Origin of the sequence: Bradyrhizobium pachyrhizi (assembly GCF_001189245.1) — a bacterium.
Classification (GTDB): Bacteria; Pseudomonadota; Alphaproteobacteria; order Rhizobiales; family Xanthobacteraceae; genus Bradyrhizobium; species Bradyrhizobium pachyrhizi.
In genome coordinates, this window is record NZ_LFIQ01000051.1 from 126,774 (window position 1) to 149,020 (window position 22,247).

Below are 22,247 nucleotides of genomic sequence, written 5' to 3' on the forward strand. Positions count from 1 at the left end.
GGAGATATCGATCGCTCTCTCCACACCAGCTGTTGAATCTCCCCGCGGGGAGTGCCGTATGAGGCAGAGACTCCAATGTCGGGATACTCTTGGGCTGCGCCGAAGGCCTGCTCTCTTGCGCGTTCGCGCGATCCGGCAACACCAAAACCGCACACAGGGACGCGAGAAGGACAACGTGCAAAAGTTCAGCGGACCAGCGGAGCATTGATCGCAACACCACAACGAAACTCCCGGAAGATGGCATGTACAGACCGAACAAGATCCTCATATTGGAAATGCCGTCGGGTCAGCATCCCATCCATCCGGATCTACTTTCGGAGCAGACCATGATTCGAAGGCGCTTGTTCACGGCATGTCGTGCACACGGGCTGGAAACGCGATGCCCGCCCTCGGACACAACCTGCTGGTGCGCCCTCATGCGACATAGAACAAAACAAGAACATTGTCAACGATTGTCGCTACAAGATTCCGAACCGCTTCCTCCGCTCCGCCGTCTGCGCCAGCTCTTTCAGCTCGGCTTTCGCCAGCTTGCCGTTGGTGACCGCGGCGGTGAGGTGATCGCGCACCTTCCCAACCACGTTGATGGCCAGGAACAGCTTTTCGCGGCCGGACGCGTCGTCGATCGTCGTCGACCGCCACGCGGTCGTATAGGCATCCTCGAGCGTCGCGAACGCCTCGACCAGCAATTCGTCGGCGAGCAGGCGTTCGGCCCTGACACCCCGGCCTACCGCCTGATCGAGTCTCGATTCATCGGCAATCGTCATCGCGAGGATTCTCCAGCGAAGGGATCGTGTTCGATAGATTGAAAGCGGCACGTGATTTGTCGTCGCCGCCAGTTCGTCTCGGCTGGCGCATGGCGATCGCGACATTGACCTATGGTCACACCGGCGCCGCCGCCGCGGTCGGCATTGTCGCCGGCGCTATGCTCAGTTTGCCACACTGCTTCAATAATCTTCGTCGAAGCATCTTCGGGATTGGTGCTGGCGACCGCTCAACTAAATGGCTGGCCGCGCAGTCGTCAGCAAATCATCACGGACCGACAGTTCCGGATCTGCACGAACGACCGCGAAGCGAGGGGCGTCCTTTTTCGCAAAGGTTAGCCGCACCCGCTCGTCTTCGTCGGTACCGGAAGGTTGAAAGAACTCACAGCGCAGCAGAAAGGATCCCGGCGGCAGCTCCAGCGGAACGGTTTCTGCAATGCTTCCGACCTCTATAGCCCCGTCAGCCGGAACCTCGAAGGGGACCTCAACTGCGCGAACCGCGTCGGCGTGAACGGGAGCGGCGTGGTTTACCACGTGGATTTCCACCGAGTGCCGACCGGACTCGACCATCGAGCTGAACGACACGCTGCCAGGCCGCCAGGTGAAGCCCTGCGAGACATGTTGATCAGTCCAGTCATTGTACGGATTCTTCAGCGCGCTCGCGAACACAGAGAGTTGCCCATAAGAGAGCTCAAAGCCGATCGTGACCGCCATCGTTAATCCCCAACGTTGATTTGGGCTCCATACAGATTATCGATCACCGCCTCGGCTGCAATTGCAGGCATCAATGGCATGCACATGACATTGGTCCAACGCCGCTTGCAGATCGTGCTGCATCGCAGCCAGAAGTCGAATCATCCCGTCGCCTTTGCCCAAACCTTGTCGAACTCCGCTTTTGAAATGATTTCCGGCTCGAACTCGGGGTCGCCGGCAATCTCCTCAAAGGATGGGAGTGGCTCGACGCCTAAATCCGTTCCACCGTCAGCGCTTCCGGGACCCGCATACCCCATTCTTCCGCTACGAAAGATTTCGACCTTGCGGACCTCCCAACGTTCGCGATCCAACTCACTATAAAGAAGCACGGGTTCATCAGAGAACGAATGCTTCCATTTCACCTTGAGATAGATCATTCGCTTGGCACCTTTCCGCTACTGACAACCCTACCGTTTAAATCCAACGGCACCCCGTTTGGGATAACATAAACACCGGGCCGGCCTCGAATGACATCCAGATCGCAGTGTTTGATTTCGAGGTAGTGGGTAAATCTCCTCCCTGGAAGGGAATTTTTAAGAAGGCTCGCGGAAAGCTTTGCTGGTTTCAAGGTACCCGGCGATATCGGAAAGATATTGGCCATTTCCATATCGAACATCATTCGGGCTTGTGGCTTTCAGAGACGGATTAGCCTTTCCTCTTTTAGGATACCATTCAGACCTGCCTCATCAATGTAATGATATAGAGTTCGGCCGGCGATCGGTACGCCATCGCCGATCACTGCTGTTTCTTCGGCACGTCTGGACGTGGCGCCGCCCATGGCGCCCAGTATCATTCCAATTGCAGCTATGACGGCTCTGGGAAAGTCGTCGCGGCGCTTTGCATCGACAAAGCCAAGGGCCGAGCGTATAGGTCGCCGCCTTCAATTCGTCGGTCGGCCGATTGAAGCCCCTGTGCGGCGACTTGGCCCGCAACTCCAGTGGCCGCGGAATCCGGCTCGTAGGACTCGCCGGGTACCACTGGCGGCATGCCGCGTAGCGACACACCGACATCCGGCGGGACGGCGCTTGTTGCACGCGGTTGAGGCTGACCTTCGGCTTGCGTTCCAGTGGCTCGAATCAGAACTTCCGCTGCGAACGGATCGTGGTCGACGGGAACAAGAGTAACGCCTGCGAAATCCGGTTGATGGTCGACGGGCACCAGAGAGAAATCAGACATGAGGAACGACCATCAGGAATTTGCCGGGCCGCTTCGGATCCTCAACGTAATGGTGGCCGTCCCTGGCCTTTTCGCGCCCCCGGCACAGCGATGCGTTCTGATTTCCGCGCTTCCGTCGCAGCCTTCAGATGCGCGTCGAACACCTTGATCTGGGCATCGAGCTCGGCCTTGATCTTGGCCAGCTCGATCTCGGCCTCGGCCTTGAGCTTTTGATGGATCGCATCGGCCTGCGCTTTCTGCTGCTCGACCTGCGCACGATGGACGACGGCAAGCTGATCGGCCAGCGCCCTGGCCTGCAGCGCCAGCACGCGTGGATCCGGCGGCGGCGATGGCGGCGCCGGCGGCGGATGTAGCAACTGTCCGGTCTGCGGATTGACCGCGGTCGGATCGTTGAAGAACCGGCTCGGATTCTTGTGCCCCATGATCCGGGTCAGCTCGACGGCGGTGTTATAGAGCTCGCGGTCGCCGACCATGTTGATCTTGCCGCCGCCGATCAGCTCCTTCTGCACATTGGCAAGCGCCATCACCTGCGCGAACTGCTGCGCCTTGCCACCGGTGCCGAGGCCGACATTGATCGTCATGTCGTCGCGGGTCTTCCAGTTGCGCGGATCGACGGTGACCCAGCTGTTGCGCAGCCGCACTGTCTGCCGCTGCTGGCCGTGCTTGCGGATCGTGCCATGCAGCAGCGCAAAGATGTCGCGCACGCCTTCGGCCATGATCCTCGCGATCAGCTTGACCCGCATCTGAGAAGCCGAGAACACCTGGGCCACCGCGGTCGCCGACTGGTTCTGCAGCGCGTTGGCGTCGATGCCTTGCGATTGGCGGCTGAGGCCGGTGCGGCTCTCGAGCTCGGCATCGAGATATTGCATCATCGGATAGATAGAGGAGGTGATGTCGGGCACCACCTGCCAGTTCAGCCCTCCCGGCGTCTTGGTGCGCACCACGCCGCCCGGCCGTGAGACCAGCAAGTCATCGAGTGTATTGGGACCGGCATTGCTCTCGGCCACCTCGACGCGCGGATTGTTGTGCAGATAGAGATTGTCCAGCGCGCCGCGCTTCAGCGCCGTCTTCTCCCGCTGCAGCGGCATCACCAACTCGGCGATCGAGCGGCCGAAGAAGCGATGCGTCATCGGCACCGGCGTCGTCGCCGCGAACGGAACCGCGTCGAACGGCGTGATGCAGTCACGCCCATCCTTACGCAGGATCTCGCACTGGTCGCCTCCAGTGATCACCTGATACAGGCACGGCCGACCGTTACCCTCATAGTCCATCCGCACATAGTGCTCGGTGATCCGCACCAGCCGCGCCGCCGCGTTGATGCTGCCGGCGCCGGCACCGAAATGCTCGTCGGCGGTATCGCGCGCCAATGTCTCGATGTTGGTATTGCCGGTATAGTCGTTCAGCGAACTGATCTGCGCGGCATCGAAGCCTTCGGCAATCAGCTGGACTTCCGTCTTGGTCACCACCTCGTGGAAGCAGTAGTTGCAGTCATGGATGCTACGTGCACCACGCTCGATGCCGAATTCTTCCGGCGGAACACCCAGCACCCTCGCCTGTGCGAGCTTTCGCGTGGTGACGATGGTGACGTCATGTGTAATGGATGAGCCAAGCGGCATCGCCGCCGGCCCCGGAAGCATGGGAACAGCCATTTTCGTTGAGCTCATCTAATGGGGGTATGCGACGGCTTGTGCGCCTGACAAGCGCTCGTACATCGCGTCGGCGATCTATTTGCCCGGATAATTGGTAGGTGCGTAGCTTTGCAGAAAATCGGCCAACTCGTTCAGGGACAACTCGGGGTAACGCAGATCGGAAGTGTCAGCCTGACGTCCGGAAGGACCGAAGATCCTTTCGAGAAATCGCACAGGAGGCACCCCCTCATTGAAAGCCTTGCCTGATGATGGGGACGCGATCGCCGGCGTCCGCCAATCCACGCTGTCCGCGCCATTGTCGGTCAGGGCGACGATCCGGCCCAGAAGCCCCCCACTCGCTCCCGACCGCGCGGCCGCACCGCCTACGGGCACTTCGGGATATCCATACTCGCGCGGCGAACGGAGTCTGCCGGCGGCGCCGAAATCGCCCGCCGACGCAACTGGACGCGATCCGGCGTCGGGATAGTCGTACTCCCAAACATTGCTTCTGCTTGGGATCCCGGCGGCCGCACCGCTATCTCGGATAAGGGGTCTGCTCCAGGGCTGCGAATAATCGTCGGACATTTCGTAGGGCCCAAACCCGTACGTCACACCGGCGCCAGGCGTCCCAAAGCCAACACCGTGCGCGCCTCCGCTGGTCCCGACATTCGCGCGAACTGGTCCGAATCCGATGCTGCCTGATGCCGACGGCCCAGTCAGCAGTCCTTCAAGGTCTGGTGTGTATCCCGCGGACAGGCCCCAGCGAGGTGTGCCCGCATACACTTGGGGATAGAGTCTGCCGTGATTGTCGATGTACGCGCCGACCCCGCCGCCCCATGGCCAGCCAAACGTTCCTCCACCGTAAGTCCCTGCTGTCATCTGTGCTCCTTACCGCGTTTGATCGACTGCCAACTCGCAGTTGGTTCGATAGGTTTTCCAGGATTTGAACGTCTGATAAGCAACCCAGAAGACTCCAATCAGCACGAAACAACCAAACACGATATTTCCCGCCGCGAAGAATCCAAGCGAGCCGCCCAAGGCAGCGGCGCACCAGCCGTACAAGGTCTTCATGTACTCGGCTTGCTGCGGCAACGACGTCGAAGGCGCGAGCGCATAGGTGTGAAGCGCGTATCGCGACATGTCGTAGTCCTGGAACTGTGGAGGAAGCGAATCGACAAGCTGGCGACGAATGACCTCGGACTTGACGGCCGACCATATTGCGACAATTGCGGCGACGGCAAAGAAGGCGACAGACATGGCAATTCCCTGAACATTTCGACGACAATCGCGACTATGCACCAAACTCCGTGTGCTTCGCCATCCCGCTTGGAAGCCTTCAGCGGTCCGCCGAATAGTTGTCGCGCAGATAGTCCAGCATCAAACCGTACAAGCCGCCCGCCTGCTGCGGGGTGTCGCCGTCGCCGGGCTCCATGGCTCGACAGGCGCGACCGAGCCTTCCGCCCCGATCGACGACATTTTGTTTCTTGCCGACTGAGGAACACCGCTCTGATCGGGAATACTGGTGTTGACCGTGACCGATGGAAGCATCGTTGAGACGTTGGTGGTCGTTCCGTACCCCAACGAGTCGGCCGAAGTCATTCCACACCTGCGAAAGACGAGTCCGTCGTTCAGGCTGACCAAGGGTGGACTGACCCGCCATACGTCGCGCCCACGCGCCATACATGCCGGTGAGGGTCAGCGATCGACCCTCACTCCTTACTGAAGCAGGCAAAACCTATCCGAATCGGGCGCGACTAAATGATCGCATCATGATCGCATGGGCGCCGGTGGCTTCATCTTGATCGGAGTCCTTTTTTCATATCTCAGGACTTGAGCAGCCAGCAATCCGAGCCGAACGGTCGACGTCGGCCCGCAGAATTCTGAGTCTGGCGCTGCTTGGGACTTCCTTCTAGGTCGCGAGCCCGAACGACGACGAGCGGTCAGCTCGTAACCTCGGTCCCCACATCGCTGGCCAGATCGCGCACGGTGTGCTCGACGATCTTCATCGCACCATTCGACTCCATCACCGCCTGCGCCAGCAGCGCAAACTGGTCGTCGGTCAGGTCGTAATAGGTTTCCCGGTTCTCTTCCTCGCGCTCCTCCCACCACACCTTCACGACGCCGACCTTCGACAGCAGCGCGTCCTTGATGAAGGAATAGAGCGTCATGAAGCCCGGATTCTGCTGCATGAAGACGTGATTGACGTAATCGGTCTCCTGCTGCGCGGCGGCCTCGTCCTCGGGGCCGACAGGCTCGAAGCGCACGACCTCGTCGGAGCCGGCGAAGATGTCCATCAGCGAGGGCATCAGCCCCTCGATGGTGTCGGCGACATCGGTCGAGACCGCCCGCGAACGGCCGTCCTGCGCCGGCATGTCCTTGCGCATGTCGCCGAGATAATAATCCATTGCGTCCGCCCGCTCCTCGGCGAGCCGCGCTGCGGACAGCGCCGCGAGCGCATCGGCCTTTTCGGAGGCGAGCATCGCCTTGAGGTCTGAGGTGGACATTTTTTGCGATTGCCATGACATGTTTGGCCTCCGGGGTCATTCATTCCATTGATCAACTTGGAATCGATCGAGTATCTCTCATGCAGCCTGGTGAACTCTCTGATGTCCGGCGAAGCAGGAATCGTGAGGGCGAATGACGCATTGCATCACACCCACCCCTGCTGCCGGTACTGGATCACCCGATTGAAGCTGCCCGCTCTCCCCGGCGCCTCGTAGCAGATCGCCATCAGGCCGAGCGCATCGGCAGCATGGCTGGACCAATCGTGCTCAGGACCAAGCCCGACGTTGCGCACCTCGTCCTTCCTTTCATGATAGAAGCCGATCGCGTCACGGCCGGCCTCCGTCGTCGCCTCGTTCCACCAGAGTTGCGGTCCGAGCCGGCGCAGTGCCTCGATGCGCATCATCGCTGCGCCGCGGCCCTGGTTCTTCACCGGTGGCTCGACGGCGAAACCGGCGTCGCGCAGATGGTCCTCGTAGCGCTTACCGGTGACGTTGTTGGTCGCCATGCCGTCATGCGGAAGATACAGGATCGCGTTCTGATAGTTCCGCGAGCGCAGCCAATTGACATGATACGCCAACACCTGGCCGGCGCTCTCATAGTAGTCCAGGATCCTGATTTCGCTGCCGGCCCACTGCACGATCCACATCGTGAAGGCATCGGCCGTCGCACCGGCGCCACCGATATCGATGAAGGCGCGTAGCGGCAGCAACGGATCAGCGGCCACCTTGCCGATCCGGCCGTCCTTGGACGCCTGAGTCAAGAGCTCCGCGAAGTAAGCGCCTTCGAACGCCTGCACGTAACCTCCCTCCCAGATGTGATTGTAGCGATCGGGATAAAGCGCAAGATCAGTGCGCCGCTCTTCGTCAAGCACCGCGGGAAACCACGGATTGTCGCGCCAGTTTGCTTTGACGACGATGGCTCCGGGCGGCTGGCGTATCCGGAGGAAGTCATCGACCGCGTCCGACTTCCGCCTCGGATTCCAGCTCGCCCACAATTCCGAGCCGGGCGCACGGATCGTCGGCCGCAGCAACGCGAGACTATGCGCGCTCAGCGACTGCGCCTCGTCGATCCACGCGACCTTGAAGCCCTCGAGGCTCTTGATCGAATCCGCGGTGTGATCGCGCATGCCCCGGAAGATCATCACGCCGTCCCCGGGCGTTGTGATCCTGTCCGAATATACCTTGAACCCCTGGCCGACGCCAAGCGACGCGATCTTGCTTTCGATCAGCCGCTTTGATGATTGCGCCAGTGTCCGCTGCGCCTCGCGGATGCAAACCGCCAAGGTGCCGCGCTCGGCCTGGCACATCTCGACCAGAAGCTCGCCGAAGAAGTGAGACTTTCCCGACCCCCGGCCGCCGAATGCTCCCTTGTAACGTGCCGGCCGAAGCAGCGGCTCGAACACTTTTGCGGTTGGAATTTTCAGGATCGACAAGGCTGCTCTCGGTAAGGGAAATCGGCGTGCACGCCCGTCTGATGCCGAGCGGTGATCATCTCGCTTGAACGGTCATTGACGAGAGCGTGCTCTGAGCAAGCCGGCAAGCCAATCGTCCGGATTGGAGTATGCGGCGCGCAATCGTTGCGCACATCTCAGGTGATCGCGGGCCTAGCTCACCTGGGCTCGTACGCGAGCGCACCTGTGCTAGCGAATAAAAGCGTGAGGAAAATGCCGACCGGTGATGCAGCTCAGTGAATGAAGAACAGGATCACCATGAGCCCCGCACAAAAAGCCAGGAGTCCGATCAAGGTGGCGAAAGTCGCTTCGATTTCCATGCAGCCTTCTTCGCGATCCCGATAGCCCAGCCAGTTGAATTTGTGAGAATCGAGGATTGGGCCGACCCGGACCTTACCGAATGAGACGACCGGAAAGACCAGCCGAGCTATGGCGTAACCCAATAGCCACCAGATCGATTGAAAGGTCGAGAGGGGCACTGTCATGCTCACCGCCCCCTAGTGCACGAAAAGGCCTATTGGCCATGGCCGTCGACATCCACCGATATGAGATCAGACACTACCGACCGAGCAGGCTGCATCATCGCACAATACGACCATTCCGCTCTGACACACCATGATAGATATCATGGCGGCCAACGCGTTGGTAGACCGGTCCCGTGGATCGGGGCGCTCAATGCTGCGAGCGGTAGTGATAGCGGTCCAGGCTCTCAATGACGTGATTGAACCTGTTGGAGCGATCGTCGACGACCGGCCCAAGTGAACTGCTGAATCTGAACTGCTGAACCGGGCGGGCCGCAGCTGGCCCTCAGGCGTCGTCGCCCTCAGCCCCCTCTGGCTCAACGATGATGCGCTCGATGCGATGCACAAGTTCGAGCGCTCCGTCTCCGTTCTCGATCGCTTGCGGCGGTTTGCCCCAGCCGCGATCAAGGATGGCATTGGCTGCGGAGACGCGGGCAGCCGGGGTTGCGCTGGTCGATCGCATCACCCCGACCAGTGCGTTGATCGCGCTTCTCGTGTGACTTCGTGCAAGCGAACGGATCTGCGTAATCGTTCTTGCCACTCACTTCTCCTGCCAATCGGACGGGAGATACTCGCTCGGAGCCGTGTCGCAATCCGGATCAGGATCAGGCAACACCGCGCGAAATGCGATCGTGGGAAAGTCCGTCTGCTCGCGTTTGGGATGCGGGCGCGGAATGAACTGGATGATCTCGGCGCTCATGCAAGCTCCCACAACGCGACGGCAACCAGACCCGCGAGCGCGAGCGATATCAGATAGGCGGTCATGCAAACCTCGTTGATCGGCCGGCAGCGCGCGATGCGGCCGTGGAATGAATGTGCGGCAGATCGCGCACGGGCGGCGATCTTTGGGGCGCGAACCTTATCCCTGACGAGCGGGGCCGCGGGCGGCGCCGGCTTGCGCCGCGCCGCAGGACCGGCGCGTTCGCGCGCGCCGGTCAATTCGTGGTCGCTTCTACGGGTTCGGACGGCGGCGCGCTTGCGACGCTCAGGCGACGGGCTGGGAGGATGTGGCGTCGTGACGGTGCGGCCGCCGTCCGATTGGTGAAACGGCAAACAAAAAGCCCGCCGCGGATTGCTCCGCGCGGGCTCAACAATTTCTGATTTTCGGATTATGCCCCTGAGTTGCCCGACGTGTCAAACCCTTTTTTCGGGCTGAATGCGATCGGTAAAATGCGATGCGTCGGCTTCGACGGTGAGAAACCGCCTTGAGCGAAAAGCTTGGGCATTGATCCGGAATCGCAACGCGAGCCGGCGCCAAGCGCCTATGCTTGCTGCGATGATGTCAGTGTGCCGTTGAGTTGCCCGACGCGTCAAGCGGACAGCTCACAATATTTGGATCACAATATTTGGATCGACATCAATACAGTTTTTGGCTTGCGTCGGTCGAACTGACCCGCGCCGCATTTGATTGCAAGGAGGAAGCGTCGATGTATTTCGTTGCTGCCGTGCTCGCGGTCCTGTCCGGCCTGTTCTACGCCGCGGGCCACCATCAGATCGGCTCTCTCGGTGCCACCATGTGCCAGTATGGCGGCATCTTCTGCGATAGTCCAGTGCTGGTTCTCGTCGGTGCGGGATTTGCAGCAGCGTGGGGCGTGCTGGTCAGCGTTCGCTGATCATCCCGCGATGTTTCCGACGATGATTTTGTGCCGCTGATTTGCCCGACGAGTCAAATTCCTCCGCCCTGCGTCGGGATGTGATCCCACGAACGCCCGCATCTATCGCGGCGTGCCCGGATTTGCCGGATGAGCGGGCTTTGGGCCGGGTGGATCAGGCTCGATCGGTGCCTTGGGCTCGGTCGGTATGACCTTTGCGCCGGCCGCGCGCGCCGCCTCGCCGGTCGTTGAGTAGTTCGCCGAAGCGGCCGACTGCACGTTCGGCTTGTTCCACGGACCGTGATCCACGATCAGCATGCCGAGCACGCCGAGGATCGCAACCACGGCCGCGACCAACAGCGGCGTGCCACCATGCCGATTTCGATGCTTGACCGAACCGCCGTCCGCAATGCCATGCGCCTGCATTGTCATCATCGCCTCCTCCACGGAAACAAGCCGCGACGCGCGCGTAAGTTTCCGGTTCCCCGATGTGAAAGCGAGGCATGTCGGTGGAACCAATCCGCCGCTGCGGAATTTCCCGGATATGTGGCCGCCACCGCCGTTCAGGACGTGCGGATAGCAAAGGCGTCTGTCACCTGGCTTTCAAGTAAAATCGCGGCACGGCACATGAGCTCCGAAACACCTGAGTTCCCGCTTCAACCCACACTCGGTGAACGAGCGATCGACACCGCGACGGACGTCTCGCGTACGATCACGGAGGTGTCGGATGGACTTCGAGCCGCCGCCGATCGCCTCAGCGATGCAATCGCGACCTCGCGCCGACCGGGCGGAGCCCTGGCCACCGTGAGTGCGGTCACGCGCGAAGCGCCGCTCGCAAGCCTGTTCGTCGCGTTTCTGCTCGGCGTTGCCGTCGCGCGCCGGCGCTAAAGCGTCGATGGGGTCGCGAACGCCGTCCTAGAACTTGCCCTTCGTCGCGTCCTTGGTCGCCGACATCACGCTACCGCTGATCTGCCGCATGTGTTCGCCGGCGTTGGTGAACTGGCTGCGCAGGAATTCCGACTGGATCCGCATCGCCTCCTGCAGATCCGTTGCGTGCACGAGCTTGCGCGCATGCTCGAACGCCGCCTTCATGTTCTGCTCGGTGAACGACAGCGCTTGTTTGGAGATCTCGGTACCGGCGCCCGGCATCGACGTCATCGACTTGCTCGCGGCATCAAAGAACAGGCTGAAGGCCTGTTCGGCCTGGTCGATGGTCTTTTCCGCGAGATCGCGCAACTCGGCGGGAACTTCAAGCTTCGGCTCAATCATGATCGCGCCCCCTGAAATAAGCGTCCGACGACGTTAGCATAGATTGTGACGGCGTCAGCGCCGGATCGCGAGCTATGAAGACCCCACCCGCTCCGGCCGATTGAGGAAAAATTACCTAGCCGCGACCGACAACCGATTCCAATCATGTCAGCACTGTGGCATAGTGATTCGGCTTCTTCGTCGGTCGCGTTCGCGTCTCTGGGGAATAAGGGATCCGATGCTGCGCGCCGTTCGTCCGACACCGACCTGCACCCGGTTCAAGACCAGCATAGAGATGCCGTGCATGAAGTGCGGCACGCAAATGCGGCTTGCCTTGATCGAGCCGCGCGATCAAGTCTACGACGTGCTGACCTATCAGTGCACGCCTTGCAATTCCGGTGAAAGCTTCCTGAACGCGCGCTAGGCTGCGCGCCTGTTCAATCGCTCAGCACAGCGACTCCCGCCTCCGTCAGCCCGGGCTCGTCGTCATGCAGTTCGACCAGACCGAGTTCAGCGAGGATGTGCAGATCCTCGTCGCTGACCGGTGACAATTTGAGCCTGCCGGCCTGGATATCCCGCAAGGTCCAGCGCAAGCCGATCGCGCGCTCGAGTGAAAATTCCGCGAATGGATTATCTGCCATCCGCCTCGACTAGTGCGGCATTTGGATCAGACTTTGTCGTTGCCGCGGCGCCTTCATGGACACCACAGATAGATGGCCGCTGGCGCGATCGAGGCGCACAATGCCTCGACCGCGCCGACGCTCCATGCATCGCTCGCAGCGTCTCAGTAGCGGTAGGGATCGATATCGAGAAGCGGGAATGCGCTGAACACGCTCGGAAGATTGGTCGGCATCGCGGGATGCAGGTAGGATTTGTCCAGTTCGGAAAAGCCGGTGACACCGAGCAAACCGAGGCAGCGGATCACCTCGTCCTCCAGCAGTTCAAGCATCCGGACAATGCCGGCCTCGCCGGCCGCGGCGAGCGCCCAGCACTGCAGCCGGCCGATGCCGACAAGATCAGCGCCCGAAATGATAGCCTTCACAATATCGGTGCCGCGGCAGAACGAGCCGTCGACCATGATCTTGGCACGGCCGGCGACCGCCTGAACGATTTCGGGCAGGACATGCATGGACCCACGGCCATGGTCGAGCTGTCGGCCGCCATGATTTGAGACGTAAATCCAGTCTACCCCGTGGTCGAGGGCGATCTTGGCGTCTTCGGCGGTGGCGATCCCCTTGAGGATAAGTGGAATCTTGAACTTGTCCTTGATCAACTTCACCGTCCGCCATTCCAGACCCTTCTGGAAATCGCCGCCGGTGGCGCGGATGCGGCTCTCGCGAACATAGCGCTTGGCTATGTCGCGTTCGCGCCGGCTGTAATGGGCGGTGTCGACGGTGAGGCAGAACGCGGCGTAACCGTTGTCGATGCTGCGGCTGACCACATCCTCTACAAAGGCATCGTCGCCACGCACATAGAGCTGGAAGATGCGAAGCGCATCCGGTGCCGCCTTGGCGGTATTCTCCAGACCAGGCTCGGACACCGAACTCAGCATGTGCGCCGCGCCGAACGTCCCCGCTCCGCGCGCGACGGCCGCGCCCGCATCCGGATCGAAGATCTCGAGCGCGCCGACCGGGGCGATCATCACGGGAAGCCGGAGCTTGCGTCCGAATACCTCGGTGGAAGGATCGACGTTGATGACGTTGCGCAGGACGCGCGGCCGGAACGCGATCTCGTCGAGCGCCATTCTGTTGCGGCGCATCGTGGTCTCGGTCTCCGAGGCGCCGACGATGTAGTCCCAGGCGTTCTGATTCAGCTTGGCGCGGGCCTTTCGCGCGAATTCGTGCAGGTTCTGGAATTCCTCGCCGCTGGCGCCGAGTTCGACATTGCGCGCCTGTCGAATGGGGGTCCCGTCATTCATGGTGTTTCTTCTCCCGATTTGGCCGGCACATTAGCCGCAGACAAACCGGAAAAGCTACCACCTTGAGCCACGAATCCTGCCAGCGAAGGCCAGCTATTCGCTCGTGAGATAGATCGGCTTTCGACGCGAAGCGGTCCGCCTCGCCCGAGGCGAGCTAGCTGCCCGAAAACCGGTTTCGGTACTCGGTCGGCGATACGCCGAGGTGGCGCAGGAACGCCCGCCGCATTCGCTCGTCATCGCCAAATCCCGCGCGCTTGGCGACCTCGATCACACCGCCGATCTGGCGGCTTTCGAGCAGCAAGCGCGCCGTCTCCACGCGCAGCGCCTCGACGCCGCTTGCGGGTGTCATGCCGGTGCGGCTGACATAGGTCCGCGCAAAGGTGCGTGGCGTCATCCCCGCCTTTTCCGCGAGGGTCTCGACCTTGAGGTCGCTCGTGATGTTCTCGATGATCCAGGCGTGCAGCGCGCTGAAGCGTCCCTCGACGTCCGATGCCTGGGCGGCAAGGACGGTCGAGAACTGGCTCTGACCGCCCGGTCGCTTCAGAAACACCACAAGTCTCCGCGCAACATCGAGCGCGATGGTGTGGCCGAAATCCTCCTCGATCATGGCGAGCGCCAGATCGATGCCGGCGCTGACCCCGGCCGATGACCAGACCCGTCCGTCCTTGACGAAGATCGCGTTGGGCTCAACCCGGATATTGGGAAAGCTATCCTGCAGACGGGGACAATAACGCCAGTGCGTTGCTGCCCGCTTGCCGTCCAGAATCCCGGTCCAGGCCAACGCAAATGCGCCAAGGCAAACCGACGCGATACGGCGCGCCTTCGGCAGCGCCTCCGCGATCCAGTTCATCAACTTCGCGTCGTTGCGGATCTTCCAGATGCCGGGTCCGCCAGGGATCACCAGCGTGTCGACCTCGGCGGGCGCAATACTGTCGATCGGCGCCGTGTCGATCATCATGCCGACATCGGTCGGCACCAACCCGCCGGAGGTCGACAGGTAGGACAGCGAGTAGTCCGGTCCCGGCAGTTCGATCGCTTCCAGTTCTGCAAACACCTGCGCCGGTCCCGAGATGTCGAGCAAGGTCACACCGGGAAAGGCAACGATCGCGATCCGCCGCGTTGCTTTCTTGTCGCGCGGCTCAGGCCGGGGCGCTTTGGCAGTTTTCGAGGGCATATTGTCCTTTAAGCCATTCGAGGCTGCCCTGTATAGCTCGCATTGGAATTCTGGAGTTCTGCCATGTCGCGAAATCTGGGCAGCGGATACGAGGCGATCAAATCGCCTTGGACGGATTACGCGATCTACAGTCTACCCGATGCCTCCCGGGTCGAAGCCTGCGACCGTCAGCCGCTGATGGACGCCATGAACGGCATCATTGCCGTCAACTGGCAGGCCACCGAGCCGCACTGGACAACGACCTCCTCGCCCTTCGACAAGAAGTATAGCCTGATCCTTGTCTACGATCGGTCCGGCCTCATTGCCTTCTCGGTCTACCGCATCCTGGAGATGTCGGCCGGACTTGGAATCTATCGCAGCGGCACGGAAGTACTCCCGGCGCACCAGGGCCGCGGCTTCTACGGCTTCTTCACATCGGAAGTCCTGAAATGCTCCGGCGCCGCCGCGAGAGCCGAGGGCAACGTGCTCTACGGCTGGCGAACCCGCAACCCGATCGTCTGGGCAGCGAACGCTAAGATTTGCGAAAAAGTGACTCCGTCTTTGCTCGACGATACGCAGGATCTCGCCCTGCAGGCGGCCTGTATCGAGATGTGCACCTCGCTCTATCCGGGCAAGCCGCTCGAACTGCCCGACATGATCATGCGTGGCGCTTACGGCCACATTAAGCACCATCGGCAGGCCTATCATGGCACCGCGTCGCTGGTCGATGCCGCGATGTCGCGGAAGATTCCGAATTCTGCGGATGCCCTTTTCTCGGTGGGTTACGCGAGGGTGTGATGTCGATGCTCGGACAACAAGCTGTTTATGCCCCGACGTCGCGCTTCACCGATCGCGCCTATCTCGCGTGGACGGCGGTGGCCATCGCCTACGCCATCGCCTTCCTGCAGCGCGTATCGCCGCAGTCGGTCAGCCTCAGTTTCATGCACGACTTCAACACCGACGCTGCCGGCGTTGCGATGCTCGCCTCAAGCTACTTCTGGGGCTACACCTTGATGCAGATTCCGGCAGGCCTTCTGGTCGACCGTTACGGCGTCAAGCGCGTCGTCCTCGTCAGCATGATTGCCTCCTCGCTCGGCAGCGCCGCGTTCGCGCTGGCACCGAACCTGCTCGACGTTTTTGTTGCACGCCTGATCGTCGCCTGCGGCGATGCGCTGGTCTTCACCGCACTCCTGAAGCTCGTGGCACAGAGCTTCGCGGATGAGCGGTTCGGCATGATGTCGGGCATCTCGCAGGTCTCCGGCTATGTCGGGGGCGTGATCGCGACCACGCCCCTTGCAGCTGCGGTCTCAGGCTTCGGCTGGCGGGCCTGCTTCCTGTTCATCGCCTGCATTGGCCTCGCCAACCTCGCTTTCGCCAAGCTCGCGCTCAAGCCCGATCCGGCCTCGCACAGCAACAAGACGCTGAAGGGCGTGGTGATCGCCGCGCGGCGATCGCTGGCCCATGTCGCGAACTGGGGTTGCGCAATGACATTTGCGTCGCATTTCGCGGTGGTGACGACGCTGTCGGGCGTCTGGGGCATTCCGATGGTCGCGCACTTCTTCCACATCTCCCCGACAGCGGCCGGCACGCCCCTGCTCGCCTTCATGATCGGCAATGCGCTCGGCTCGATCTTCCTGGGTCACGCCGCCGATCGCGCCGCGGCGGCGCTTGACCGCGCGCTGATCGGCATTTGCGTGCTGCGCATGCTGCTGATCGCGATGCTGCTGCCGCCGATTGCCCAGACGTTTGGTCTCGCCTATGTCACCGTCGTGTTCACTGCCTTGGGGCTCGTCGCCGGCGGCACCGTCCCGCTGGTGTTGAAATGCGTCAAGAAGCTCTACACCGCCGATCTGATCGGTGTGGGTGCATCCGTGAACACCACTGCCGCCGGAATCTTCGCCGGCATCTCGCAGCCCATCATCGGCTTCGCGATGCTCGCCGCCAGCAACGCCTCGGGGACCGACGCCGCACACAACACGGCCGCGATCGGCGACGGCGGCTACAGCGCCTTGATTGTCATTCTGCTTCTCATGTCGCTGCCGGGCATTGCCGGGCCGCTGTTGATGAGAAGCAAGTTGATAGCTCGTTAGTGTCGTTATGAGTGTAGGGGGTGTTATGGAGCGCTTGTTCTTGAGAAAAGGCGAAGTCGCGTCAAAGTTTCCGGTCAGCAGCTGGCAGAGCGTGATGTTCTCCGAGTTTGAAGCGCAGATGAGCAGCGAGGCAAGGCCGTTCCCTTGCGTGTTCGGTGTGACCGGACATCGCCAGGATCAGCTCCGCTACCTTTTCCTCGATCCGTATGATGTGGCGGTGCTGGGCGAACAACTCGGGCAATATGTCTCGCAGGCGCGCTCGTTCGGTCCCAATACCTCGTTGATCGTGTTCACGCGGCCTCGTCCGGTGCAGACGCTCGATGCCTATTATCGCAAGATGTGGCTGACGCTCGATCAGCTCGCGCGGTTGGACAAGAACCCGTGGCCAACAGAGATTCCGGAACAGATTGACCACCCGATGTGGGAGTTCTCATTTGCGGGCGAGCCGATCTTCGTGGTCTGCACGACGCCCGCGCATGTGATGCGGCAGAGCCGCCGGTCCAGCGCCTTCATGCTCACGTTCCAGCCGCGCTGGGTGTTCGAGAAGATCCTCGGGACTGAGAAGGCTGCGAACGCCGCGTTCGCGGAGGTGCGCAAGCGCCTGATCCCGTACGACAGCGCGAGCCCCTCTCCGCTTCTTGGCCGCTACGGCGCAACCGACGGCCGCGAGTATCTGCAGTACTTCCTGCACGACGACAACAACGCGAGCTCGGGCTGCCCCTTCGCCAAGCTCGCGCAGAACAAGACACCACCGATCGCGAACAAGGAACAGGCAGCATGACCCAGATCATCGCAGGCACGAAGACTGAATTTGCTATCGACCCGGAGATCCTGAACTTGCTCCCGGCCCAGGGCTCGGTCGAGCTGCAGCATGATGCGGCCGGCAAGGTGCATCAGTTTCATACCCATCCAGTCGACGAGATCCTGATGATCATCAGCGGCCGGCTGAACTTCATCTGGGATGGCGGCGAGCGGGTGGTCGGCGCCGGCGATACCATCCTGCTGCCAGCCGGCACCCGGCATCAATCCGAAGCGCTCGAGGGCGGCGCAATCTACGTGATCGCGACGCAAACACCCGCCAAGCCGATGAACAACTGACGCACAGGAAGGATTTGCGAGCACCTCAGGACAGTGAGGGATCGCGCGGCGGCTCAACCGCCAAACGTTCGACCAGCTCGATGACCTCGGAACGCTGGTCGGGCGCAAGTCGAAGGAAAGCCTTCAACAGTCGCAGGCTTTCCAGTGTTTCGCTCGATGGAGCTCCGAGCTTCTTCTGCAGCTCCGCAACGTATGTGGGATTTTTCATCTCGCACCTTAAGTGAGGATTACGAATGGCATACCCAGGTAAACGTGAAGGCTTGGCCCAGAAGGTCGACACCGCAGCACAAGAGGCCGAACGCCTCGGCCTCACCACGGCAACCCTCATCCTCCGGATGGCACGCCTCGAGATTGATCGGGCGGAACCCGAGGAAGTTGAAAGTATGCCAAGGAACAACTTGCGCAGCAAGCCGAACTGAGTTCCCGAAACGGACCAGCTCCAAGGCCGCCGGCGACGCGCCGGGGCCTGCGACGCCTGAAAGACATCTCGCCAGGCGAGCGGCTTTCCTCTCGCCTGCTGTCAGGTTGTTTTGCGAATAGTTGATCTTTTGCGCAGGCTGAGCACGCTGGAGCGTTTTCGAGCGAAGCGGATCCTAGTTCGCGTCAAGGAAACGCGTCAAACTAGAAGCCAGAGCCCCGTTCCGATTCCATCGGAACGGAAAAGGGCCTAGCCGGTGTTGTCTGCCTTGCCGAACGCGCCGGCCTCGGCCAGCGCGGCGATGCGCCGGTCGTCGTAGCCGAGCGTCTTGCTCAACACGTCCTTGGTATGCTGACCGAGCAGCGGAGCCGCAACAGGATCAACGGTCGGCGTCAGGCTCATATTGACCGGCGACTCGATGTTCGGCACCGAGCCGGCGGTTGGATGCGCAATCCTGCTCAGGCGATGCCGGTCGCGCACCTCGGGCGCGTTGAACCCCTCCTCGACCGTCCGCAGATAGCCAACCGGAATGTTGGCCTTCTTCATCTTCGCCATCCAATTCTCGAGCGTGTCGCCCGCAAACACGCTGGCAATGATCGCGCGCAGCTTCTCCTTGTTGGCCGTGCGCGCCTTGCGGTGAGCAAACTCGGGGTCGGTGACGAGATCCGGGCGTTCCAGCACGTCGGTGACGAGCCGGCGATACAGCCGGTCATTGGCGCAGGCCATGTAGAGCGGGCCATCTGAGGCCCGGTAGACGCCGACGGTCGGCGAACCGTTCGGAGAGTTGCCGAAACGGCCGGGATTGTTGCCATTGATGAGATAGGCCATGCCGTAGAAGCCGGTCATTGACACCGCGGTGTCGATCAATGCGACCTCGACCTGCTGACCGCGACCGAGCCGATCGCGCGCAATCAGCGCCAGCAGAATGGCGTTGCAGGCCGACATGCCCGTCGCCATGTCGACGATCGGCGGCCCGGTGCGCACCGGCTCGCCATCCGGAAAGCCGTTGAGCGACATGAAGCCGCTTTCGGCCTGCGTGATGGGGTCGAAGCCCGGGCGCAGCGCGAAATCGCCTTTGCGGCCGTAGGCGGAGATCGAGCAATAAATCAGCCGCGGGTTGGTCGGCGCCACCGACGCATAATCGAGACCGAATTTCTTCATCACGCCGCCGGAGAAATTCTCCACCACGACGTCGGCCTTGGCAATCAACGCGCGCGCGACCTCGAGCGCCGCCGGATTGTTGAAATCGAGCGCAATGCCACGCTTGTTGCGGTTGAGGCTCAGATACGCCGCGCTCTCCCCGCCGATTTCGGCGTGCTCATAGGCGCGCGTGTCATCACCGCCATCCGGATTCTCGATCTTGATGACTTCGGCCCCGAAGTCGGCCAGCGTTTGCGTGCAGGCCGGGCCGGCCACGACGCGGGTGAAGTCGACGACCAGCAGGCCGTCGAGCGCCGTCGGAACTCCCTCCCCGCGCGGCGTGCGCCCCGGCAATTCTGGTCTGGTCATGATCTGACGCTTCCTCTGTTATTTTATCAGGCGAAATACGACGGTCCCTGCCAAGACCGGCACTGCTCGCCTTTTAGCGGAAGCTCGTCAGCAAAACCAAACCCGGATTTTGCAGAGCGGGACCTTCGTCCGACATGGCTGTCAATGGCCAAAGACGACCCGACGGCCGCCGACATGGTCGGACGCCTTGCATACGAAGCAAGCCTGCCGGATACCGAACTGTGGGGCGCGGAGCCCATACGCAGGCGGGTGGCGACACGCCGCCGCCACCCGCTTTCGTAATGGGGAGCCTTCGAGCTATTCGGCGATCATTTCGCCGGAGCCGCCGAACTCAGCCGGAAAATCCTTCAACTTCGGCAGGCCGTCGCGTATCTGCAGCACTGCCTCGGAATAGTTGACGTGAACGCCTGGGCTGAATTTCAGCGTCGGGATCGTTGCGGTGAACACGTCGACGAGCCCGAGCGTCGGGTGGTTGGTCATCAGGTGACCGCCGCACTTTGTGCAATATTTGCGCTGGCTCATCGCGGTCTTCTCGAATGTCGCGATGTGGTCGGCGCCCTTGGTAACCTCGACCGCCTCGGGCCTCCAGAGGCTGAACGCATTCACCGGACCACCGGACCAGGAACGGCATGAACGGCAGTGGCAATAGCCCATTGCCTCAGGCTCCCCGCTGACCTTGAGTTCGACGGCGCCACAAAAGCAGTTTCCAGTGTGATTCATCGGTCGTTTCTCCCTTGGGTTATTTTGATTGGGCTCCGCGTCGGCATCGATCCACGTTGCTCGTGGTGTTCGTGATGCAGAGAAGATGTAGACAGGTGCGTAGCCGCGGCGAACTCCCTTGCGTGGACGTACCAGACCCTTTCTTGCGCGAGAGGCCTCGAATGCAGGCAGGTCGTCGACGCGACGGAAGTTACATGAGAGTCCGCGCCGATGTCGACCATCTTCACAGCCTTGGCCGGGCCCAATCCCGACCGCACATAAGGAAGGAGTTCAGTGTGAGGCAAGGCACAGTCATGCGATGAATTGCTGCCGTGCCGGATTCCTGCGCGGCAAACCGGCACGTCAGTAATCACGTCAGATCAGCGTGGACGGTCCTTCACCGGAACCCTGCTTGCCGTCGCAAGCCCGTACATCAGCGCCAGCCGATCAAGGCACTCCTTGAGACGCCGCGCAAAATAGTCCTGCCAGCGCTGCGTACAAAGTCCGCGCCGCTGTCCAACCTGCTCCATGGTCATGCCGAGGATCAGGACATCGTGCACCAGCGCCGAACCATCGGCGCCGAGCTCATACTCAGCGCGATTGAGGCGCAGCGTCGCCTGACGCTGCCCCTCGGTGATCGGCTCGCGTCGCAGGCCGCCATCGACGAATTCGCGCGTCGTATCCACCGCGCGAGGCCCACGCTCGGCCTTTTCCCAGTCGTTTTGGAACGCCCGGCCACTCCGATATTGCGTATCGTCGATCTGGCGATGCGCATGCAACCGGCCAAGCGGATCGTTGCGGATCGAGCGAAAGGCAACGATCTTCTCACCCCGGTCGAGCGCAAGGGGATCGTCGACCTCGACGGTCGCCACTTCGGCATTAAAGGGCAGATCCTGGGCACGTCGATCGTGCGCCCCGGCGGGATCGTATGGCTTCCGGCGCTTGCCTCCCGGCATTGGTAACCTCCAAAATGTCTGATGATGGGCGCGCGGAGGCTTCCGCGCGGTCGCGGTTGCGGACCGACGTCCGTCGGTCAAAGGATGAATTGCCTCAGCCGGCCCCGATGGCTTGAAGCCAGGCGGCGCTCAATACCGGCCTCGCCGTGGCCTCAGGATCGCGACTCAGGTGAAAATGCGGGGTGCAGTAGCTCGAACCGGACCGGCACAGATGACCGCAGAAGGTCATTGTCTCGCCGTCGCTATCCCCACCATAGGGATAGCGGCAGTCTCCGGGCTTGAGGTCGAGCAGCGAAAGATGCCGCGGCACGACCGCCGCGCAACGAAGCTGCGGCATCTCCACCGTTTCAGTGAAGATCTTTGGCCCGCGAAGTAGATCCGGCGTCAGTTCGGCGCGCCCTTCACGAAGCCGCCCGATCCTTGGGAGCTCCGGCAGGGACGGTTTGGGCGGATCGAGGTGCCCCGGCAGGGACGGCTCGAGCCTTTCGAGGCCCACCAACCCCATGCGCTGCGCTCGGCTGAGCGCCGCGTTGCGCGTATAGGCCGTATTGAAGGTAGCGTTGATCGTGTCAGCGATTTCCGAATAGGACAAGCCGCGGGCGCGGAGATCCTGCAGGGCTGCCGAATGCTCCGGCAGCCAGTTCATCATTTCCATTCCAAATTCCCATTTCTGTCATTCCGCCGGCGCCTCGCATACCTTCCGATATTCCGAAGAAAAAGTCAAGCTTGTTTCTGATAATCGTAACGGATATAATGTGTCCGGGTTTGGGAA

General features: G+C 61.5%; 31 protein-coding genes. 8 read left to right on the forward strand and 23 right to left on the reverse strand.

Features of this window, described 5'->3' with window-relative positions:
• Window positions 1–458: 458 nt before the first annotated feature.
• The 13 genes from AKL29_RS08920 to AKL29_RS42730 form a co-directional block, all read right to left on the reverse strand.
• Window positions 459–764, reverse strand: coding sequence for a hypothetical protein (locus AKL29_RS08920; protein WP_244481858.1), 306 nt, complete (start codon window positions 762–764; stop codon window positions 459–461).
• A 231-nt stretch (window positions 765–995) separates the two neighbouring features.
• The gene (comJ, locus tag AKL29_RS08925) at window positions 996–1,475 is read right to left on the reverse strand and encodes a competence protein ComJ (RefSeq protein ID WP_050383878.1); all 480 of its coding nucleotides are present in this window, start codon (window positions 1,473–1,475) and stop codon (window positions 996–998) included.
• A gap of 140 nt (window positions 1,476–1,615) precedes the next feature.
• Window positions 1,616–1,891 carry a DUF6881 domain-containing protein gene (locus tag AKL29_RS08930; protein ID WP_050383879.1) on the reverse strand — a complete coding sequence of 92 codons (276 nt, stop codon included), beginning with the start codon at window positions 1,889–1,891 and terminating at the stop codon, window positions 1,616–1,618.
• Window positions 1,888–2,133 carry an HYD1 signature containing ADP-ribosyltransferase family protein gene (locus AKL29_RS46600; protein WP_082190519.1) on the reverse strand — a complete coding sequence of 82 codons (246 nt, stop codon included), beginning with the start codon at window positions 2,131–2,133 and terminating at the stop codon, window positions 1,888–1,890. The genes AKL29_RS08930 and AKL29_RS46600 overlap by 4 nt, the downstream gene beginning before the upstream one ends.
• Before the next feature lie 598 nt (window positions 2,134–2,731).
• Window positions 2,732–4,339: a portal protein gene (locus AKL29_RS08935; protein WP_050383880.1), complete on the reverse strand. Its 1,608-nt coding sequence runs from the start codon at window positions 4,337–4,339 to the stop codon at window positions 2,732–2,734.
• 75 nt (window positions 4,340–4,414) lie between these two features.
• The gene (locus AKL29_RS43625; protein WP_193395196.1) at window positions 4,415–4,903 is read right to left on the reverse strand and encodes a hypothetical protein; all 489 of its coding nucleotides are present in this window, start codon (window positions 4,901–4,903) and stop codon (window positions 4,415–4,417) included.
• A 303-nt stretch (window positions 4,904–5,206) separates the two neighbouring features.
• On the reverse strand, window positions 5,207–5,575 hold the full coding sequence (locus AKL29_RS08940) for a hypothetical protein (RefSeq protein WP_050383881.1): 369 nt from the start codon (window positions 5,573–5,575) through the stop codon (window positions 5,207–5,209).
• A gap of 79 nt (window positions 5,576–5,654) precedes the next feature.
• Window positions 5,655–5,978 carry a hypothetical protein gene (locus tag AKL29_RS41680; protein WP_152977483.1) on the reverse strand — a complete coding sequence of 108 codons (324 nt, stop codon included), beginning with the start codon at window positions 5,976–5,978 and terminating at the stop codon, window positions 5,655–5,657.
• 280 nt (window positions 5,979–6,258) lie between these two features.
• Window positions 6,259–6,822, reverse strand: coding sequence for a portal protein (locus AKL29_RS08945; RefSeq protein WP_244481861.1), 564 nt, complete (start codon window positions 6,820–6,822; stop codon window positions 6,259–6,261).
• 146 nt (window positions 6,823–6,968) lie between these two features.
• The gene (locus tag AKL29_RS08950; protein WP_050383883.1) at window positions 6,969–8,255 is read right to left on the reverse strand and encodes a PBSX family phage terminase large subunit; all 1,287 of its coding nucleotides are present in this window, start codon (window positions 8,253–8,255) and stop codon (window positions 6,969–6,971) included.
• Between the two features lie 251 nt (window positions 8,256–8,506).
• On the reverse strand, window positions 8,507–8,758 hold the full coding sequence (locus AKL29_RS08955; protein WP_050383884.1) for a hypothetical protein: 252 nt from the start codon (window positions 8,756–8,758) through the stop codon (window positions 8,507–8,509).
• A gap of 322 nt (window positions 8,759–9,080) precedes the next feature.
• Window positions 9,081–9,335 (reverse strand): hypothetical protein, encoded by a 255-nt coding sequence (locus AKL29_RS08960; RefSeq protein WP_050383885.1) that lies wholly within the window; start codon window positions 9,333–9,335, stop codon window positions 9,081–9,083.
• Entirely contained in the window at window positions 9,336–9,494 is a 159-nt protein-coding gene (locus AKL29_RS42730) for a hypothetical protein (RefSeq protein ID WP_157345204.1), read from the reverse strand.
• Between the two features lie 727 nt (window positions 9,495–10,221).
• On the opposite strand from AKL29_RS42730, the gene AKL29_RS08970 reads away from it, so the two are divergent.
• Window positions 10,222–10,407 carry a hypothetical protein gene (locus tag AKL29_RS08970; protein ID WP_050383966.1) on the forward strand — a complete coding sequence of 62 codons (186 nt, stop codon included), beginning with the start codon at window positions 10,222–10,224 and terminating at the stop codon, window positions 10,405–10,407.
• A gap of 102 nt (window positions 10,408–10,509) precedes the next feature.
• On the opposite strand, the gene AKL29_RS08975 is transcribed toward AKL29_RS08970, so the two are convergent.
• On the reverse strand, window positions 10,510–10,812 hold the full coding sequence (locus AKL29_RS08975; RefSeq protein ID WP_050383967.1) for a hypothetical protein: 303 nt from the start codon (window positions 10,810–10,812) through the stop codon (window positions 10,510–10,512).
• Window positions 10,813–11,013: 201 nt separating this feature from the next.
• Here AKL29_RS08975 and AKL29_RS08980 point away from each other — a divergent pair, with 201 nt between their 5' ends.
• Window positions 11,014–11,274 carry a hypothetical protein gene (locus AKL29_RS08980; protein ID WP_050383887.1) on the forward strand — a complete coding sequence of 87 codons (261 nt, stop codon included), beginning with the start codon at window positions 11,014–11,016 and terminating at the stop codon, window positions 11,272–11,274.
• A 27-nt stretch (window positions 11,275–11,301) separates the two neighbouring features.
• Here AKL29_RS08980 and AKL29_RS08985 read toward each other — a convergent pair whose 3' ends face one another.
• Window positions 11,302–11,655, reverse strand: coding sequence for a phasin (locus tag AKL29_RS08985; protein WP_016847366.1), 354 nt, complete (start codon window positions 11,653–11,655; stop codon window positions 11,302–11,304).
• Between the two features lie 217 nt (window positions 11,656–11,872).
• Here AKL29_RS08985 and AKL29_RS08990 point away from each other — a divergent pair, with 217 nt between their 5' ends.
• Window positions 11,873–12,058 carry a hypothetical protein gene (locus AKL29_RS08990; RefSeq protein ID WP_018272817.1) on the forward strand — a complete coding sequence of 62 codons (186 nt, stop codon included), beginning with the start codon at window positions 11,873–11,875 and terminating at the stop codon, window positions 12,056–12,058.
• A gap of 13 nt (window positions 12,059–12,071) precedes the next feature.
• Here the strand turns inward: AKL29_RS08990 and AKL29_RS08995 are convergent, their stop codons facing one another.
• From AKL29_RS08995 to AKL29_RS09005, 3 genes are all read right to left on the reverse strand, one after another.
• The gene (locus AKL29_RS08995) at window positions 12,072–12,275 is read right to left on the reverse strand and encodes a hypothetical protein (protein ID WP_050383888.1); all 204 of its coding nucleotides are present in this window, start codon (window positions 12,273–12,275) and stop codon (window positions 12,072–12,074) included.
• Window positions 12,276–12,418: 143 nt separating this feature from the next.
• On the reverse strand, window positions 12,419–13,552 hold the full coding sequence (locus tag AKL29_RS09000; protein WP_050383889.1) for an alpha-hydroxy acid oxidase: 1,134 nt from the start codon (window positions 13,550–13,552) through the stop codon (window positions 12,419–12,421).
• Window positions 13,553–13,706: 154 nt separating this feature from the next.
• Complete coding sequence (locus tag AKL29_RS09005; protein ID WP_050383890.1) at window positions 13,707–14,726, reverse strand: GlxA family transcriptional regulator; 1,020 nt, start codon at window positions 14,724–14,726, stop codon at window positions 13,707–13,709.
• Between the two features lie 63 nt (window positions 14,727–14,789).
• Here AKL29_RS09005 and AKL29_RS09010 point away from each other — a divergent pair, with 63 nt between their 5' ends.
• Genes AKL29_RS09010 through AKL29_RS09025 form a run of 4 tightly spaced genes read left to right on the forward strand, consistent with a single transcriptional unit; the run spans window position 14,790 to window position 17,893 of the window.
• The gene (locus tag AKL29_RS09010; protein ID WP_050383891.1) at window positions 14,790–15,503 is read left to right on the forward strand and encodes a hypothetical protein; all 714 of its coding nucleotides are present in this window, start codon (window positions 14,790–14,792) and stop codon (window positions 15,501–15,503) included.
• Complete coding sequence (locus AKL29_RS09015) at window positions 15,503–16,795, forward strand: MFS transporter (protein ID WP_050383892.1); 1,293 nt, start codon at window positions 15,503–15,505, stop codon at window positions 16,793–16,795. The genes AKL29_RS09010 and AKL29_RS09015 overlap by 1 nt, the downstream gene beginning before the upstream one ends.
• Window positions 16,796–16,835: 40 nt before the next feature.
• Entirely contained in the window at window positions 16,836–17,576 is a 741-nt protein-coding gene (locus AKL29_RS09020) for a YqcI/YcgG family protein (protein WP_244481862.1), read from the forward strand.
• Window positions 17,573–17,893: a cupin domain-containing protein gene (locus tag AKL29_RS09025; protein WP_050383894.1), complete on the forward strand. Its 321-nt coding sequence runs from the start codon at window positions 17,573–17,575 to the stop codon at window positions 17,891–17,893. Before AKL29_RS09020 ends, AKL29_RS09025 begins: the two co-directional genes overlap by 4 nt.
• Window positions 17,894–17,918: 25 nt before the next feature.
• On the opposite strand, the gene AKL29_RS44555 is transcribed toward AKL29_RS09025, so the two are convergent.
• Entirely contained in the window at window positions 17,919–18,101 is a 183-nt protein-coding gene (locus AKL29_RS44555) for a hypothetical protein (RefSeq protein WP_016847357.1), read from the reverse strand.
• A gap of 25 nt (window positions 18,102–18,126) precedes the next feature.
• On the opposite strand from AKL29_RS44555, the gene AKL29_RS09035 reads away from it, so the two are divergent.
• On the forward strand, window positions 18,127–18,312 hold the full coding sequence (locus AKL29_RS09035) for a hypothetical protein (protein WP_016847356.1): 186 nt from the start codon (window positions 18,127–18,129) through the stop codon (window positions 18,310–18,312).
• Between the two features lie 248 nt (window positions 18,313–18,560).
• Here the strand turns inward: AKL29_RS09035 and AKL29_RS09040 are convergent, their stop codons facing one another.
• The 4 genes from AKL29_RS09040 to AKL29_RS09055 form a co-directional block, all read right to left on the reverse strand.
• A complete protein-coding gene (locus tag AKL29_RS09040) occupies window positions 18,561–19,823 on the reverse strand; it encodes a CaiB/BaiF CoA transferase family protein (protein ID WP_050383895.1) in 1,263 nt (420 codons plus the stop codon).
• A gap of 294 nt (window positions 19,824–20,117) precedes the next feature.
• On the reverse strand, window positions 20,118–20,540 hold the full coding sequence (locus AKL29_RS09045) for a GFA family protein (protein ID WP_050383896.1): 423 nt from the start codon (window positions 20,538–20,540) through the stop codon (window positions 20,118–20,120).
• Window positions 20,541–20,899: 359 nt separating this feature from the next.
• The gene (locus tag AKL29_RS09050) at window positions 20,900–21,475 is read right to left on the reverse strand and encodes a DUF6456 domain-containing protein (RefSeq protein ID WP_050383897.1); all 576 of its coding nucleotides are present in this window, start codon (window positions 21,473–21,475) and stop codon (window positions 20,900–20,902) included.
• Between the two features lie 94 nt (window positions 21,476–21,569).
• A complete protein-coding gene (locus AKL29_RS09055) occupies window positions 21,570–22,130 on the reverse strand; it encodes a GcrA family cell cycle regulator (RefSeq protein ID WP_050383898.1) in 561 nt (186 codons plus the stop codon).
• Window positions 22,131–22,247 lie beyond the last annotated feature (117 nt).